The organism is Aquincola agrisoli, from assembly GCF_036621135.1.
Lineage (GTDB): Bacteria > Pseudomonadota > Gammaproteobacteria > Burkholderiales > Burkholderiaceae_C > Aquincola > Aquincola agrisoli.
Map to the genome: position 1 here is coordinate 791,597 of NZ_JAZIBG010000028.1, position 16,011 is coordinate 807,607.

The 16,011-nt window shown below is 66.4% G+C and carries 15 protein-coding genes and 4 tRNA genes; all 19 read right to left on the reverse strand.

Annotated features, from left to right (window positions below):
• Positions 1 to 4,125 carry a DNA-directed RNA polymerase subunit beta gene (gene rpoB, locus V4F39_RS15380; protein ID WP_332290473.1) on the reverse strand — a complete coding sequence of 1,375 codons (4,125 nt, stop codon included), beginning with the start codon at positions 4,123 to 4,125 and terminating at the stop codon, positions 1 to 3.
• Positions 4,126 to 4,428: 303 nt separating this feature from the next.
• Positions 4,429 to 4,806 carry a 50S ribosomal protein L7/L12 gene (gene rplL / locus V4F39_RS15385; RefSeq protein WP_332290474.1) on the reverse strand — a complete coding sequence of 126 codons (378 nt, stop codon included), beginning with the start codon at positions 4,804 to 4,806 and terminating at the stop codon, positions 4,429 to 4,431.
• A 42-nt stretch (positions 4,807 to 4,848) separates the two neighbouring features.
• Positions 4,849 to 5,379 carry a 50S ribosomal protein L10 gene (gene rplJ, locus V4F39_RS15390; protein ID WP_332290475.1) on the reverse strand — a complete coding sequence of 177 codons (531 nt, stop codon included), beginning with the start codon at positions 5,377 to 5,379 and terminating at the stop codon, positions 4,849 to 4,851.
• A 269-nt stretch (positions 5,380 to 5,648) separates the two neighbouring features.
• Positions 5,649 to 6,356: a 50S ribosomal protein L1 gene (gene rplA / locus V4F39_RS15395; RefSeq protein ID WP_332290476.1), complete on the reverse strand. Its 708-nt coding sequence runs from the start codon at positions 6,354 to 6,356 to the stop codon at positions 5,649 to 5,651.
• A gap of 1 nt (position 6,357) precedes the next feature.
• Positions 6,358 to 6,789 carry a 50S ribosomal protein L11 gene (rplK, locus tag V4F39_RS15400; protein ID WP_332290477.1) on the reverse strand — a complete coding sequence of 144 codons (432 nt, stop codon included), beginning with the start codon at positions 6,787 to 6,789 and terminating at the stop codon, positions 6,358 to 6,360.
• Positions 6,790 to 6,916: 127 nt separating this feature from the next.
• On the reverse strand, positions 6,917 to 7,492 hold the full coding sequence (gene nusG / locus V4F39_RS15405) for a transcription termination/antitermination protein NusG (RefSeq protein WP_332290478.1): 576 nt from the start codon (positions 7,490 to 7,492) through the stop codon (positions 6,917 to 6,919).
• A gap of 16 nt (positions 7,493 to 7,508) precedes the next feature.
• Positions 7,509 to 7,898 carry a preprotein translocase subunit SecE gene (secE, locus tag V4F39_RS15410; RefSeq protein ID WP_332290481.1) on the reverse strand — a complete coding sequence of 130 codons (390 nt, stop codon included), beginning with the start codon at positions 7,896 to 7,898 and terminating at the stop codon, positions 7,509 to 7,511.
• A 152-nt stretch (positions 7,899 to 8,050) separates the two neighbouring features.
• A tRNA-Trp gene (locus tag V4F39_RS15415) sits at positions 8,051 to 8,126 on the reverse strand.
• Between the two features lie 17 nt (positions 8,127 to 8,143).
• A complete protein-coding gene (tuf, locus tag V4F39_RS15420; RefSeq protein ID WP_332290467.1) occupies positions 8,144 to 9,334 on the reverse strand; it encodes an elongation factor Tu in 1,191 nt (396 codons plus the stop codon).
• A gap of 43 nt (positions 9,335 to 9,377) precedes the next feature.
• Positions 9,378 to 9,452 (reverse strand) — tRNA-Thr (locus V4F39_RS15425).
• Positions 9,453 to 9,503: 51 nt separating this feature from the next.
• Positions 9,504 to 9,577: transfer RNA gene (locus V4F39_RS15430), tRNA-Gly, on the reverse strand.
• A 45-nt stretch (positions 9,578 to 9,622) separates the two neighbouring features.
• A tRNA-Tyr gene (locus V4F39_RS15435) sits at positions 9,623 to 9,708 on the reverse strand.
• A 27-nt stretch (positions 9,709 to 9,735) separates the two neighbouring features.
• Complete coding sequence (locus V4F39_RS15440; protein WP_332290483.1) at positions 9,736 to 10,461, reverse strand: uracil-DNA glycosylase; 726 nt, start codon at positions 10,459 to 10,461, stop codon at positions 9,736 to 9,738.
• The gene (trpC, locus tag V4F39_RS15445; RefSeq protein WP_332290484.1) at positions 10,458 to 11,249 is read right to left on the reverse strand and encodes an indole-3-glycerol phosphate synthase TrpC; all 792 of its coding nucleotides are present in this window, start codon (positions 11,247 to 11,249) and stop codon (positions 10,458 to 10,460) included. Before trpC ends, V4F39_RS15440 begins: the two co-directional genes overlap by 4 nt.
• Before the next feature lie 58 nt (positions 11,250 to 11,307).
• Positions 11,308 to 12,345, reverse strand: a complete 1,038-nt coding sequence (gene trpD / locus V4F39_RS15450) for an anthranilate phosphoribosyltransferase (RefSeq protein WP_332290485.1) — start codon at positions 12,343 to 12,345, stop codon at positions 11,308 to 11,310.
• Positions 12,346 to 12,423: 78 nt separating this feature from the next.
• The gene (gene ltaE, locus V4F39_RS15455) at positions 12,424 to 13,434 is read right to left on the reverse strand and encodes a low-specificity L-threonine aldolase (RefSeq protein WP_332290486.1); all 1,011 of its coding nucleotides are present in this window, start codon (positions 13,432 to 13,434) and stop codon (positions 12,424 to 12,426) included.
• Entirely contained in the window at positions 13,431 to 14,000 is a 570-nt protein-coding gene (locus V4F39_RS15460; RefSeq protein WP_332290487.1) for an aminodeoxychorismate/anthranilate synthase component II, read from the reverse strand. Before V4F39_RS15460 ends, ltaE begins: the two co-directional genes overlap by 4 nt.
• A gap of 10 nt (positions 14,001 to 14,010) precedes the next feature.
• Complete coding sequence (locus tag V4F39_RS15465; RefSeq protein WP_332290489.1) at positions 14,011 to 14,391, reverse strand: cupin domain-containing protein; 381 nt, start codon at positions 14,389 to 14,391, stop codon at positions 14,011 to 14,013.
• Position 14,392: 1 nt separating this feature from the next.
• Entirely contained in the window at positions 14,393 to 15,880 is a 1,488-nt protein-coding gene (gene trpE, locus V4F39_RS15470; protein ID WP_332290491.1) for an anthranilate synthase component I, read from the reverse strand.
• Positions 15,881 to 16,011: the final 131 nt, after the last annotated feature.

Genomic DNA, 16,011 nt, shown 5'->3' on the forward strand with positions numbered 1-16,011 from the left:
TTAGTTGCGCTCGAGCTCGATGTCGATGCCGAGCGAACGAATTTCCTTCACCAGCACGTTGAACGACTCCGGCATGCCGGCTTCGATCGAGTGCTCGCCCTTGACGATGTTCTCGTACACCTTGGTGCGGCCGTTCACGTCGTCCGACTTGACGGTCAGCATCTCCTGCAGGATGTAAGAGGCGCCGTAGGCTTCCAGCGCCCACACTTCCATTTCGCCGAAACGCTGGCCGCCGAACTGCGCCTTGCCGCCCAGCGGCTGCTGGGTGACGAGCGAGTACGGGCCGGTGGAACGGGCGTGCATCTTGTCGTCGACCAAGTGGTGCAGCTTCAGCACGTGCATGTAGCCGACCGTGACCGGACGCTCGAAGGCATCGCCGGTGCGGCCGTCATGCAGCGTGGCCTGGGTGCGCGTCTCGGTCAGGCCCTTGGCCTTGGCGATGTCGTCCGGGTAGGCCAGCTTCAGCATGCCGCGGATTTCCTCTTCGGCCGCGCCGTCGAAGACGGGGGTCGCGAACGGCACGCCGTTGCTGAGGTTCTGCGCCATCTCGACCACTTCGTCGTCAGAGAACGACGACAGGTCTTCCGACTTGCCGCCCGACTTGTTGTAAAGCTCGTCGAAGAACTTGCGCAGTTCGGCGGCACGCGATTCCTGCTGCAGCAGCGAGCCGATGCGCTGGCCGATGCCCTTGCCGGCCCAGCCCAGATGAACCTCGAGCACCTGCCCGACGTTCATCCGCGACGGAACACCCAGCGGGTTCAGCACGATGTCGCACGGCGTGCCGTCGGCCATGTAGGGCATGTCCTCGATCGGAACGATCTTCGACACCACACCCTTGTTGCCGTGGCGGCCGGCCATCTTGTCGCCGGGTTGCAGGCGCCGTTTGACGGCCAGGTAGACCTTGACCATCTTCAGCACGCCGGCCGGCAGCTCGTCGCCCTGCGTGAGCTTCTTGCGCTTCTCTTCGAACGCGAGGTCGAAGCTGTGGCGCGTCTGCTCCAGCGAGTTCTTGATCGACTCGAGCTGGTTGGCCACGTCGTCTTCGGCCGGGCGTACGTCGAACCAGTGGTACTTCTCGATCGACGCCAGGTAGGCCTTGTCGATCGCGGTGCCCTTGGCCAGCTTCTGCGGGCCGCCGTTCGCGGTCCGGCCGACGAGCAGCTTCTCGATCCGGTCGAACGCGTCGGCCTCGACGATGCGCAACTGGTCGTTCAGGTCGAGGCGGAAGCGCTTGAGCTCATCGTCGATGATCTGCTGCGCCCGCTTGTCGCGCTGGATGCCTTCGCGGGTGAAGACCTGCACGTCGATGACGGTGCCGTTGGTGCCCTGGTCCACGCGCAGCGACGTGTCCTTCACGTCCGAAGCTTTCTCGCCGAAGATCGCGCGCAGCAGCTTCTCTTCCGGCGTCAGCGTGGTCTCGCCCTTCGGCGTGACCTTGCCCACCAGCACGTCGCCCGGGTTCACCTCGGCGCCCACGTAGACGATGCCCGACTCGTCGAGGCGCGCTAGCTGCTGCTCCGACAGGTTGGGGATGTCGCGGGTGATTTCTTCCGAGCCCAGCTTGGTGTCGCGCGCCATCACCACCAGTTCCTCGATGTGGATCGAGGTGTAGCGGTCTTCGGCGACCACGCGTTCGGAGATCAGGATCGAGTCTTCGAAGTTGTAGCCGTTCCAGGGCATGAACGCGACCAGCATGTTCTGGCCGAGCGCCAGTTCGCCCAGGTCGGTGGACGCACCGTCCGCGATGACGTCCCCGGCCGACACCTTGTCGCCCCGGCGCACGATCGGGCGCTGGTGGATGTTGGTGTTCTGGTTCGAACGGTGGTACTTGATCAGGTTGTAGATGTCGACGCCGACTTCGCCGGCCACCGTCTCGTCGTCGTTGACGCGAATCACGATGCGGTTGGTGTCGACGTAGTCCACCACGCCGCCACGGCGCGACGCCACGACGGTGCCCGAGTCCTTGGCCGCCACGCGCTCGACGCCGGTGCCCACCAGCGCCTTTTCGGGGCGCAGGGTCGGAACGGCCTGGCGCTGCATGTTCGCGCCCATCAGTGCGCGGTTCGCATCGTCGTGCTCGAGGAACGGCACCAGCGACGCAGCCACCGACACGATCTGCGTCGGCGCAACGTCCATGTACTGGATGCGCTCGGGCGAGGTCAGCACCGATTCGCCGTTCTCGCGCGCCGAGACCAGCTCGTCGACCAGGCGGCCCGCATCGTCGAGCGACGCGTTGGCCTGCGCGATGACGTACTTGCCTTCCTGGATGGCGGACAGGTAGTCGATCTGGTCGGTGACCTGGCCGTCGTTCACCCGGCGGTAGGGCGTCTCGAGGAAGCCGTACTCGTTGAGCTGTGCGTACAGCGCCAGCGAGTTGATCAGGCCGATGTTCGGGCCTTCCGGCGTCTCGATCGGGCACACCCGGCCGTAGTGGGTCGGGTGCACGTCACGCACCTCGAAGCCGGCGCGCTCGCGGGTCAGGCCGCCCGGGCCCAGGGCCGAGACACGACGCTTGTGCGTGATCTCGGACAGCGGGTTGGTCTGGTCCATGAACTGCGACAGCTGCGACGCACCGAAGAACTCCTTCAGCGCCGCGGAGATCGGCTTGGAGTTGATCAGGTCGTGCGGCATCAGGGCTTCGGTCTCGGCCTGGCCGAGGCGCTCCTTGACGGCCTTCTCGATCCGGGCGAGGCCCGAGCGGTACTGGTTCTCGGCCAGTTCGCCCACGCAGCGCACGCGGCGGTTGCCCAGGTGGTCGATGTCGTCGACTTCGCCGCGGCCGTTGCGCAGTTCGACGAGGATCTTCACGACGTCGAGGATGTCCTCGTTCGACAGCGTCATCGCGCCTTCGGCCGAGTCGCGGCCCACGCGGGCGTTGAACTTCATGCGGCCCACGCGCGACAGGTCGTACGTGTCGGCGCTGTAGAACAGGCGGTTGAACAGCGCTTCCACCGCGTCTTCGGTCGGCGGCTCGCCGGGCCGCATCATGCGGTAGATCGCGACGCGCGCGGCCAGCTGGTCGGCGGTTTCGTCGCTGGTCAGCGTCTGGCTGATGTAGGCACCTTCGTCCAGCTCGTTCGTGTAGAGCGCCTGGATCTCCTTGATGCCCGACTGCCGCAGCTTCTTCAGCAAGGTGTCGGTCAGCTCCTCGTTGGCCTTGGCCACGATCTCGCCGGTGTCCGGGTCGACCATGTTGCGTGCGACGACGCGGCCGACCAGGAAGTCTTCCGGCACGGTGATGTGGTTGGTGCCGGATTGCTCCAGCGCACGCACATGGCGCGCGGTGATGCGCTTGTCCTTCTCGACGACGACTTCACCGTTCTTGTTGGTGATGTCGAAGCGCGCGACTTCGCCCCGCAGGCGGTCGGCCACGAACTCCATCTGCGCGCCCGAGTCCATCAGACGGAAGTTGTCGAAGACGAAGAAGTGGGCCAGGATCTGCTCAGGGTTCAGGCCGATGGCCTTCAGCAGGATCGTGACCGGCATCTTGCGGCGGCGGTCGACGCGGAAGTACAGGATGTCCTTCGGGTCGAACTCGAAGTCGAGCCACGAGCCGCGGTACGGAATGATCCGCGCGCTGAACAGCAGCTTGCCCGAGCTGTGCGTCTTGCCCTTGTCGTGCTCGAAGAACACGCCCGGCGACCGGTGCAGCTGCGAGACGATGACGCGCTCGGTCCCGTTGACGATGAACGAGCCGTAGTCGGTCATGAGCGGCACTTCGCCCATGTAGACCTCCTGCTCCTTGATCTCCTTGACCGTCTTGGCCTGCGCGGCTTCACGGTCATAGATGATCATCTGCAGCTTCGCGCGCACCGCGGCGGCGTAGGTCAGGCCGCGCTGCTGGCATTCGCGCGTGTCGAACGGCGGCTTCGCGATGTTGTATTCGATGAATTTCATCTCCACGTACCCGTTGTGCGACACGATCGGGAACGCGGACAGGAAGGCAGCTTGCAGCCCCTCGGGCTTGCGCTTGGCAGGCGCCACGTCCTTTTGCAGGAACGCGACGTAGGACTCCCGCTGCATGGTCAGCAGGTAGGGGACGTTGAGAACGCTCTCGCGCTTGCCGAAGCTCTTGCGGATCCGCTTGCGCTCGGTATAGCTGTAGTTGGGGGATGCTTGCGCCATTGAACACTCCGTGTCGAAAACCACCGCCTGGCCGTGGCAGAGATTTCGTCGGCGACTGGCAACTCGGGTCTTGCACCCGAGGCTTGGTGGTTGGCCACTACCAACCGCTGGCGGACAACCCCGGCGTTGCACCGGAGTCCGACCAAACCTGTTCTCTGCAGTCGGATCAGAGAACACTTGGAAAAGGAAGGGCGGAGATTCTGCCGCCTTTTCCCTTTCCGAGTGACCTCAAGACAGGAAAACCCTGAAGCGCGAAAGGCTGGGCGCCTGTAGAGCACCCAGCCTTGGCTTCGAACCGATCGATTACTTGATTTCGGCCTTGGCGCCAGCTTCCACCAGCTTCTTGACGGCGGCTTCCGCGTCGGCCTTGGGAATGGCTTCCTTGACGGGCTTCGGAGCGCCGTCCACCAGGTCCTTGGCTTCCTTCAGGCCCAGGCCCGTCAGTTCGCGCACCGCCTTGATGACGGAAACCTTGTTCGCGCCGGCTTCGAGCAGCACGACGTTGAATTCGGTCTTCTCTTCGGCAGCCGGGGCGGCAGCGCCGCCGCCGCCAGCAGCCGGCGCGGCCACGGCAGCGGCCGAAACGCCGAACTTCTCTTCAATGGCCTTCACCAGGTCATTGAGTTCGAGCACGGTCATGGTGTCCAGGCTGGACAGGAAAGCGTCTTTGTCGAATGCCATTTTGGATTCCTCGAAACAGATGATTTGCTTGAATGCGTGTCGTCAGGCTGCGGCAGCTTCTGCCTCGGCAGGCGCTGCTTCGGCGCCGCCGCCCTTCTTGTCGGACACCGCGGCCACCGCACGCGCGAAGCGGGCGATCGGCGACTGCAGCAGGCCGGCCAGTTGGGTGAGCAGGACTTCGCGGCTGGGGATCGACGCCAGGGCTTTCACACCCTCCGCATCGAGCGCCTTGCCGCCAAAGGCACCGCCCTTGACGATCAGCTTGTCGTTGCCCTTGGCGAAGTCCGACAGGACTTTGGCCGCGGCGACGGCGTCTTCGGAAAAACCGTAGATCAGCGGACCGACCATGGCTTCCGAGGCAGCCTCGAACGGCGTGCCGGCCACGGCGCGTCGGGCGAGCGTGTTCTTCAAAACATGAAGGTACACGCCCTTTTCCCGCGCGTCGCGACGCAGCTTGTCGAGGTGAGCCACGGTGAGGCCACGGTACTCGGCCAGCGCGAGCGTCTGCGACCGCGCTGCCTGCGCGGCCACATCCGAGATCACGGTAGCTTTCTCGTTGCGATTGAGACTCAAGGTCTGCTCCTCACATCACGTGCCTTGGCGTCCTTGCGGACACGTCCGGCACACCGGATTGCAGCGACCATCTGTTTCCAGGGAAAACAGCGGGACGCCATCTGCGCTGGCTTCGGCCCGAGGAAGACCCCCGGACCTCGATTACGGCGCCTGCGCAACGCACAGACGCCACCAGCGGTCTTGGATGACCCGCCGCGGCCTTGCTCAAGCTGCGGCGGCCCACCAATTCGTCAGCCGTGCGCCAGACTCGCGCACGGCTTTCAACCGATTCAGGCCTGCGGCTGCAGGGTGATGGTCGATGCGTCCACGCGCACGCCCACACCCATCGTCGAGCTCACGGCCACCTTGCGCAGGTAGATGCCCTTGCTCGACGCCGGCTTGGCCTTGTTCAGCGCCTCCAGCAGCGCAGCCAGGTTGCCCACCAGCTTGTCGGACTCGAACGAACGACGGCCGATGGTGGTGTGAATGATCCCGGCCTTGTCGACACGGAACTGCACCTGGCCGGCCTTGGCGTTCTTCACGGCGGTGGCGACGTCGGGCGTGACGGTACCGACCTTCGGGTTCGGCATCAGGCCGCGCGGACCGAGCACCTGACCCAGCGTACCGACGATGCGCATCGTGTCCGGCGAAGCGATCACGACGTCGAAGTTCAGGTTGCCGCCCTTGATCTGCTCGGCCAGGTCTTCCATGCCGACGACGTCAGCGCCGGCGGCCTTGGCTTCCTCGGCCTTGGCGCCTTGCGCGAACACCGCGACGCGCTTGGTCTTGCCGGTGCCGTTGGGCAGCACGACGGCGCCGCGCACGACCTGGTCCGACTTCTTGGCGTCGATGCCAAGTTGCACCGCCACGTCGATCGATTCGTCGAACTTCGCGGTCGCGCATTCCTTGACCAGGCTCAGCGCGTCATCGATGGCATACAGCTTCAGGCTGTCGACCTTGCCCTGCAGGGCCTTGGCTTTTTTCGTCAGCTTGGCCATGTCAGGCTCCTTCCACCAGCACGCCCATCGAACGGGCGGAACCGGCAATCGTCTTGACCGCGGCTTCCAGGTCGGCTGCCGTCAGGTCCTTCTGCTTGGTCTTGGCGATCTCTTCGATCTGCGCACGCGTCAGCTTGCCCACCTTCTCGAGGTGGGGGCGGCCGGAGCCCTTGTCCAGCTTCAGCGCCTTCTTGATCAGCACGGTGGCCGGCGGCGTCTTCAGGATGAAGGTGAACGACTTGTCCGCGAAGGCGGTGATCACCACCGGCAGCATCAGGCCGGGTTCCATCCCCTGGGTCTGCGCGTTGAACGCCTTGCAGAACTCCATGATGTTGAGGCCGCGCTGGCCGAGCGCCGGACCGACCGGCGGCGACGGATTGGCCTTGCCGGCCGGGATCTGCAGCTTGATGAAGCCGACGATTTTCTTTGCCATGAATGGCTCCTTTCGAGTTCAAGCGCCCAACCCGCCTTCCGGCAGGCCCGACTCCTCGTCTAGTGCGACCCTGTTGCAATGACGAAAGGCGAGCGCCGGGTCGCGCCGCGCCGCCTGTCCTGAAACTTCAGACCTTCTCGACCTGCGAGAAGTCCAGTTCGACCGGGGTGGCGCGACCGAAGATGGTGACCGACACACGGACCTTGGACTTCTCGTAGTTGACGTCTTCCACGGCGCCGTTGAAGTCGGTGAAGGGACCTTCCTTGACACGGACGGTCTCGCCCACGGTCCACTCGACCTTCGGCTTCGGCTTCTCCACGCCTTCCTGCATCTGGTTGACGATCTTCATCACCTCTGCCTCGGAGATGGGCACAGGTCGATTCTTCGCACCGCCGACGAAGCCCGTCACCTTGCTGGTGTGCTTCACCAGGTGCCAGCTCTCGTCGTCCATCAGCATTTCGACCAGCACGTAGCCGGGAAAGAAGCGACGCTCGGTGACCGCCTTCTTGCCGTTCTTCAGCTCGACGACTTCCTCGGTCGGCACCAGGATGCGACCGAACTTGGCATTCATGCCGGCACGATCGATGCGCTCGCGCAGGTTGCGCTCGACCGCCTTCTCCATGCCCGAATAGGCGTGGACGACATACCAACGCAGCGGAGAAGGGGCCGCAGCCTCGGTGGAAGTCACTTGGGTTTCAGTCATGTTCTTCTCGCTTGCGTCAACGCCGCCAGCCCAGGACCAGGTCGTACAAGGCCCATTCCAGCGTCTTGTCGGTCAGCCACAGGAAGAGCGCCATGACAAACACAAACACGAAGACGTATCCCGTCATCTGGATCGCCTCCTTGCGGGCCGGCCAGACCACCTTGCGGGTTTCCCGCACGGAATCCTGTGCAAACGCGATGAGCTGCTTGCCGTTCTCCGACACCAGGAAGATGCCGACCGCGGCGGCCAGCAGCAGCAGCAGCGCGATCACGCGCAGCCACAGCGGTTGGGCCGCAAGGAGGTAAAACGCCGCCACCGCGCCGACCACCAGCACACCCGAGACGGCCAGCTTGGCCTTGTCGGCACCGCTGGAGACGGTTTCGATTTGAGGATTGGTGGTGGCCATCGCTTTCAATTCAATTCAATGGGATCGTGAACCGCCCGGCACCATCACGATGGACACGCACCAGCAGCAAAGCCCGCCGGGCCGGCGCTGGAGTCGCGCACCACCCGCGGGCTGATTTGGCTTCACCGGACGCCGAGTTCAGCGGCTTTCGGTGGCAGGGGCAGAGGGTCTCGAACCCCCAACCTTCGGTTTTGGAGACCGACGCTCTGCCAATTGAGCTATGCCCCTGCAGCCTTGACTACAATTTACTCGATGATCTTGGCGACGACGCCCGCACCGACGGTGCGGCCGCCTTCACGGATGGCGAAGCGCAGGCCTTCTTCCATCGCGATCGGCGCGATCAGCTTGACCGTGATGCTCACGTTGTCGCCAGGCATCACCATTTCCTTGTCCTTCGGCAGCTCCACCGCGCCCGTCACGTCCGTCGTGCGGAAGTAGAACTGCGGACGGTAGTTGTTGAAGAACGGCGTGTGGCGCCCGCCTTCTTCCTTGCTCAGCACGTACACCTCGGCGGTGAAGTGCGTGTGCGGCTTGATCGAGCCCGGCTTGCACAGCACTTGGCCGCGCTCGACGTCTTCACGCTTGGTGCCGCGCAGCAGGATGCCGACGTTGTCGCCCGCCTGGCCTTGGTCCAGCAGCTTGCGGAACATTTCGACGCCCGTGCAGGTGGTCTTCTGCGTGGCGCGGATGCCGACGATTTCGATTTCTTCGCCAACCTTGACGATGCCGCGCTCGACACGGCCGGTCACGACGGTGCCGCGGCCGGAGATCGAGAACACGTCTTCGACGGGCATCAGGAAGGCGCCGTCCACGGCACGCTCCGGCGTCGGGATGTAGCTGTCCAGCGCATCGGCCAGCGCCAGGATGGCCTGCTCGCCCAGCTCGCCCTTGTCGCCTTCGAGCGCCAGCTTGGCCGAGCCCTTGACGATCGGGGTGTCGTCGCCGGGGAAGTCGTACTTGCTGAGCAGTTCGCGCACTTCCATCTCGACGAGCTCAAGCAGCTCGGCGTCGTCGACCATGTCGCACTTGTTCAGGAACACGATGATGTACGGCACACCAACCTGGCGGGCCAGCAGGATGTGCTCGCGCGTCTGGGGCATCGGGCCGTCAGCGGCCGAGCACACCAGGATCGCACCGTCCATCTGCGCCGCGCCCGTGATCATGTTCTTCACGTAGTCGGCGTGCCCGGGGCAGTCAACGTGCGCGTAGTGCCGGTTCGCGGTCTCGTATTCCACGTGCGCCGTGTTGATCGTGATCCCGCGCGCCTTCTCTTCCGGCGCCGCGTCGATCTGGTCGTACGCCTTCGCCTCGCCGCCGAACTTCGCCGACAGAATCGTCGTGATCGCCGCCGTCAGCGTCGTCTTCCCATGGTCCACGTGACCAATCGTGCCCACGTTCACGTGCGGCTTGGTCCGCTCAAACTTACCTTTTGCCATTTGCGCGCTCCTGGCTGAGAAACGATTTTTTACACGTTGACGGTGGTGCCCATGGCGCGGATCGAACGCGCGACCTCTCCCTTACCAAGGGAGTGCTCTACCACTGAGCCACATGGGCATCGACACAGACTTGCACCGACCTCTGCGGCGCAAAGCTGTGTCGACACACTGGAGCGGGAGACGGGAATCGAACCCGCGTCATCAGCTTGGAAGGCTGGGGTTCTACCATTGAACTACTCCCGCCCGGGAGTCAGCACCTGATACTCAACTTCTTCAAACAACTCGCTTTGGTGGAGGAGGCTGGATTCGAACCAGCGTAGGCGTAAGCCAACAGATTTACAGTCTGCCCCCTTTAGCCACTCGGGCACCCCTCCTGGGCGAGCCGATGAGTATAGCAGCGTTCAGCCGAGTGTCCAATCCATCTGCACCGAAGTTTGGTTGGACGACAGAAACGCGTCGGCGCGGCCGAAGTGTCCGCAGCCGATGAAGGGCACCGGGCCCCGGGTCGCGGACAACGGCGAAGGATGATTGGCGCACAGCAGCAGGTGCTGCGGATGCACCGCCGCGATCGGCTCGGCGAAGGCCTGCGCATGCGCGCCCCAGAGCATGAAGACCTTGGGGCGTGGATGTTCCGCCACGCGGTGCAGGATCGCCCGCGTGAGCGCTTCCCAGCCGCGTCCCGCGTGGCTGGCAGCCTGCCCTTCCTCGACGGTCAGCGACGTGTTGGTGAGCAGCACGCCCCGGCGCGCCCAGGCGGTCAGGTCGCCGGCGGCCGGCGGCGGCAGCCCGAGGTCGCGCTGCCGTTCCTTGAAGATGTTGCGCAGGCTCGGCGGGATGCGCACACCGGCCGGTACCGAAAACGCCAGCCCCTGGGCCTGGCCTGGGCCGTGGTACGGATCCTGGCCGACGATCACCACGCGCACCGCGTCCAGCGGTGTCAGTTCCAGCATGCGCAGCGGATGGGACGGGTAGACCACCGCGCCCGCCGCGACACGTGCGTCGACATGAGCCACGAGCCGCCTCCCGGCCTCGGTGGCCCGCCAGGCGTCGACGACCGCCTGCCACCCTGCGCCGACGCCTTGCAGGCGCTCGGCCAGGGGGCGATCGAGCCGGTTCGCGGCCGTCACGGGCCGAACAGCGCCGCCAGCGCTTCGCCCGGCTCCGCGGCCCGCATGAACGCTTCCCCGACCAGGAAGGCGTGCACGCCGACGCCCCGCATGCGCTGCACATCGCCCCGGCCCAGGATGCCGGACTCGGTCACCAGCAGCCGATCGGCCGGCACCCCGGGCAACAAGCCGATGGTCGTGTCGAGCGTGACCTCGAACGTGCGCAGGTTGCGGTTGTTGATGCCGACCAGCGGCGTCTTCAGCCTCAGCGCCCGCTCCAGTTCGGCCCCGTCATGCACCTCCACCAGGACCGCCAGCCCGAGCGCGTCCGCGGTGGCCTCCAGGTCCGCCATCTGCGCGTCATCGAGGCAGGCGGCGATCAACAGGATGCAATCCGCGCCCATCGCCCGCGCCTCGAACACCTGGTAGGCATCGACCATGAAATCCTTGCGCAGCACCGGCAGCGTGCAGGCCTCCCGCGCCTGCTGCAGGTAGGCGGCCGAGCCCTGGAAGAAGCGCTCGTCGGTCAGCACCGACAGGCAGGCCGCACCGCCACGCTCGTAGCTCGCCGCGATGTCGGCCGGCACGAAGTGCTCGCGCAGCACCCCCTTGCTGGGGCTCGCTTTCTTCACCTCCGCGATCACCGCGGCGTGTCCCGCAGCGACCTTTGCACGCAGCGCCGCTTCGAAACCGCGCACATCGCGCCGCGCCTCCGCTTCGCGGCGAACGGAAGCCAGATCGCGGCGCGAACGGGCCGCGGCGATCTCCTCGTGCTTGACCTCGACGATGCGCTTCAGGATGTCGCTCACAGGACGACCCTCCGCACTGCGTGCCCCGGGACGAGCGCTTGGGAGCAGCCCGGCGCGCTCATGCCACCTGCCTCAGTTTCTGCGTGGCCGCCACGAACTGGCTGAGCTTGGCCGCCGCCGCACCGGAGGCCACCGCTTCGCGCGCCATGCGCACCCCCTCGGCGACCGATGTCGCGACATTGCCGCAGTAGAGCGCCGCGCCGCCGTTGAGCAGCACGATGTCGCGCACCGGGCCGTCCTCGTTCGCCAGCGCACGCTGGATGCACAGCACCGACTCGTCACGGTTGGCGACCCGCAGCACGCGCGAGTCATAGACCGGCAGCCCGAAGTCGCTGGGATGCACCACGTACTCGCGCACCGCGCCGTCCTTCAGTTCGCCCACCATCGACTCGCCCGACAGCGACAGCTCGTCCATGCCGTTCATGCCGTGCACCACCATCACGTGCTCGCTGCCCAGCCGCTGCAGCACGCGCACCTGGATGCCGACGAGATCAGGGTGGAACACGCCCATCAACTGATTGGGCGCGTTGGCCGGATTGGTCAGCGGGCCGAGGATGTTGAAGATCGTGCGCACGCCCAGTTCCTTGCGGACCGGCGCGGCATGCTTCATGGACGCATGGTGGTTCGGCGCGAACATGAAGCCGATCCCCGTTTCAGCCAGGCAGGCCGCGACCTGCTCCGGCGTGAGGTCGATGTGCGCGCCCAGCGCCTCCAGCACGTCGGCGCTGCCCGAACTCGACGACACGCTGCGCCCGCCGTGCTTGGCCACCCGTGCGCCGGCGGCTGCGGCCACCAGCATCGACGCGGTGGAGATGTTGAAGCTGTGCGCCGCGTCGCCGCCGGTGCCGCACAGGTCGACGAGGTTCGTGCGGTCGGCCACCGCCACCGGCGTCGCGAACTCGCGCATCACCTGCGCGGCGGCGGTGATCTCGCCGACCGATTCCTTCTTGACGCGCAGCCCCACCGCCAGCGCGGCGATCATGACCGGGGAGGTTTCGCCCGTCATGATGCGGCGCATCAGCGACAGCATTTCGTCGTGGAAGATCTCGCGGTGCTCGATGACGCGGGTCAGCGCGTCGGTGTTGCTGATGGTCATGGTGCAGAAAGTTGGCGTTGGCGCTGCGGCGGATTGTCGGCGCACCAGCGCGGGGAGCAACAGGTCGGCCCGGCAGCCTCAGCCAGCCAGCGCCTCACGCAGGATGGGGAGCGCACGCTCGATGTCGTCCGCGCTCACGTCGAGGTGGGTGACGAAGCGCAGCCGGTACAGCCCGGTGCACAGCACGCCGCGTTGGGCCAGGCGCTCGACAAGGCCATTGGAGCGTTCCGCCGGCACATCGACGAACACGATGTTGGTCTGCGGCACCTGCACCGTCACGCCGGGCAGGCCCTGCAACCCTTCGGCGAGCCGGCGCGCATGGGCGTGGTCGTCGGCCAGTCGGGCTATGTGATGCTCGAGCGCATGCAGCGCGCCGGCAGCGATCACCCCCGCCTGCCGCATGCCACCGCCGGCCATCTTGCGCCAGCGGTGCGCGCGGGCGACGAACTCGCGCGAGCCGCACAGCGCCGAGCCGACCGGCGCGCCCAGCCCCTTGCTGACGCACACCGACACGCTGTCGAAATGGCGCGTGATGTCGCTGGCCGGCCGGTCCAGCGCCACGGCGGCATTGAAGAGCCGTGCGCCGTCGAGGTGCGTGGCCAGGCCACGGGAACGCGCCAGCGCGGTCGCCGCCTCGACGTACGGCATCGGCAGCACGCTGCCGCCCCAGGTGTTCTCGAGGCACAGCAGCCGCGTCCGCGCGAAATGCGCGTCGTCGGGCTTGATGTGGGCCTCGATGTCCGCCAGCGCGATGCTGCCGTCGGGCTGCTGCACGATCGGCTGCGGCTGGATGCTGCCCAGCACCGCGCCGCCGCCACCTTCCCAGCGGTAGGTGTGCGCCATCTGGCCGACCAGGTACTCGTCGCCGCGGCCGCAATGCGTCATCAGCGCGACGAGGTTGCTCTGCGTGCCGGTGGGCATGAAGAGCGCGGCCTCGAAGCCCAGCATCCGCGCGATGCGCGCCTGCAACGCGTTGACGGTCGGATCGTCGCCGAACACGTCGTCACCCACCTCGGCGCGCAGCATGGCCTCGCGCATCGCGGCGGTCGGCCGCGTGACGGTGTCGCTGCGCAGGTCGATCACGTTCATACGCGGAACTGCAGGAAGTTGCGCAGCAGCGCATGGCCGTGTTCGCTGAGGATGGATTCCGGATGGAACTGCACCCCTTCCAGCGGCACTTCCTTGTGCCGCACGCCCATGATCTCGCCGTCATCGGTCGTGGCGGTGACCACCAGCTCCGCCGGCAGCGTTTCGCGCTCGATCGCCAGCGAGTGGTAGCGCACCACATCGAACTGCTCCGGCAGGCCGGCGAACACACCCTGCCGGTCGGTGCTGATGCGGCTCAGCTTGCCGTGCATCTGCACCTGCGCGCGGATCACCTGGCCGCCCAGCGCCGCACCGATCGCCTGGTGGCCCAGGCACACGCCCAGCAGCGGCAGCTTGCCCTTGAAGTGGCGGATGGCCTCGACGCAGATGCCCGCCTCGGCCGGCGAGCACGGGCCGGGGGACAGCACCAGCCGGTCGGGCTTCAGCGCCTCGATGCCGGCGAGGTCGATCTCGTCGTTGCGAAACACCTTCACCTCCTCGCCAAGTTCACCAAAGTACTGGACGAGGTTGAACGTGAAGCTGTCGTAGTTGTCGATCATCAGCAGCATCGTCCGCTCCTTACGACTGGGCCGCGTCGCCGTCGACGATCGCGTAGGTCTTGGTCAGGGTTTCCAGCACCTCGAAGGCGCCGGTGAAACCCGCTGGAATGAAAAGCGCCTCGCCGGGGCCGGCTTCCTGCACGGTGCCGTCGTCGGCATGCAGGCGGCAGCGGCCTTGCAGCACGGTGAAGAGCTCGACCTCCGCCGGGCCGAAGGCGATGCGCCACTGGCCGGGCTCGCAGCGCCACACGCCGGTGTAGAACTGGCCTCGCACCGGCAGTTCAGCGACGTTCCAGGTCTCGCGACGCGGGTTGCCACGGATCAGACGCTCGGGTTTCGGGTGATCGACATCGGGCACCCCGGGCATCACCGCGCCCAGCTTGAGGATGGCGGGCGCCACGTCAGAAGCCCTCTTCGACGAGCTCGGCCGCGCGGATCAGCGCGCGGGCCTTGGCCTCGGTTTCCTTCCATTCGAGCTCGGGCACCGAATCGGCCACCACGCCCGCGGCCGCCTGCACGTAGAGCGTCTGGTCCTTGACGATGCCGGTGCGGATCGCGATCGCGACGTCCATGTCGCCGGCGAAGCTCAGGTAGCCGCAGGCACCGCCGTAGATGCCGCGCTTGACGGGCTCCAGCTCGTCGATGATCTCCATCGCCCGGATCTTCGGCGCGCCGGTCAGCGTGCCGGCCGGGAACGTGGCCTTCAGCACGTCGAGGTTGGTTGTGCCGTCGAGTAGCGTGGCCTCCACGTTGCTCACGATGTGCATCACGTGCGAGTAGCGCTCCACCACGAAGGCCTCGGTCACCTTGACGCTGCCGGTCTTGGCGATGCGGCCCAGGTCGTTGCGCGCCAGGTCGATCAGCATCAGGTGCTCGGCGCGCTCCTTCGGATCGGCCTTCAACTCGGCTTCGAGCGCGACATCGAGCTCGGGCGTGGCGCCGCGCGGGCGCGTGCCGGCCAGCGGGCGGATCGTCACCTTCTGCCCGTCAGCCGTGTGCTCCTGGCGCACCAGGATCTCGGGCGACGCGCCGACGATCTGGAAGTCGCCCATGTCGTAGAAGTACATGTACGGCGACGGGTTCAGCGAACGCAGCGCGCGGTACAGCGACAGCGGCGACTCGGTGTAGCGCTTCTTCAGCCGCTGGCCCACCTGCACCTGCATCATGTCGCCGGCCGCGATGTACTCCTTGGCCACCGCCACGGCCTTCAGGTAGTCGGCCTTGTCGAACTCGCGTTCCACCGCGTACGAGGCGCCGCGCTTCACGGCCGGCGCGGTGACGCTGTACTTCAGCTTGTCGGCCAGCTCGGCCAGGCGGCGCTTGCCGCGGAAGTAAGCCTCGCTCTGCGACGGATCGGCATAGACGATCAGGTAGAGCCGGCCCGACAGGTTGTCGATGACGGCCAGTTCCTCGCACTGCAGCAGCTGGATGTCCGGCGTGTCGATGCCGCCGGTCTTGGCCGTCTTCGCAAGCTTGGGCTCCATGTGCCGCACCGCGTCGTAGCCGAAGTAGCCGGCCAGGCCGCCGCAGAAGCGCGGCATGCCGGGCCGCAGCGCCACCTTGAAGCGCTGCTGGTAGGCCGCGACGAAGTCGAGCGGGTTGCCTTCGTGACGCTCGACCACGGCGCCGTCGGTCACCACCTCGGTGACGGCCTCGGCGCCGAAGCCGCGGGTGCGCAGCATCGTGCGCGCCGGCAGGCCGATGAACGAGTACCGCCCGAAGCGTTCGCCGCCGACGACGGACTCCAGCAGGAAGCTGTACTTCTGGCCGCCGGCCAGCTTCAGGTACAGCGACAGCGGCGTCTCCAGGTCCGCGAACGCCTCGGCGATCAGCGGGATGCGGTTGTAGCCCTGCGACGCGAGGCTCTTGAATTCGAGTTCGGTGATCATGTGTTCAGCCCTCCGGACCCCGCCAGCCAATGCAGCGGCGCGGGTCGATCGACGGAAATGCGGGGAAGCGGTAGGCGGTCTCAGGCCCGATGCGGCACCGGCAGCAACCGGCATGCAGAGGGTAAAGCCCG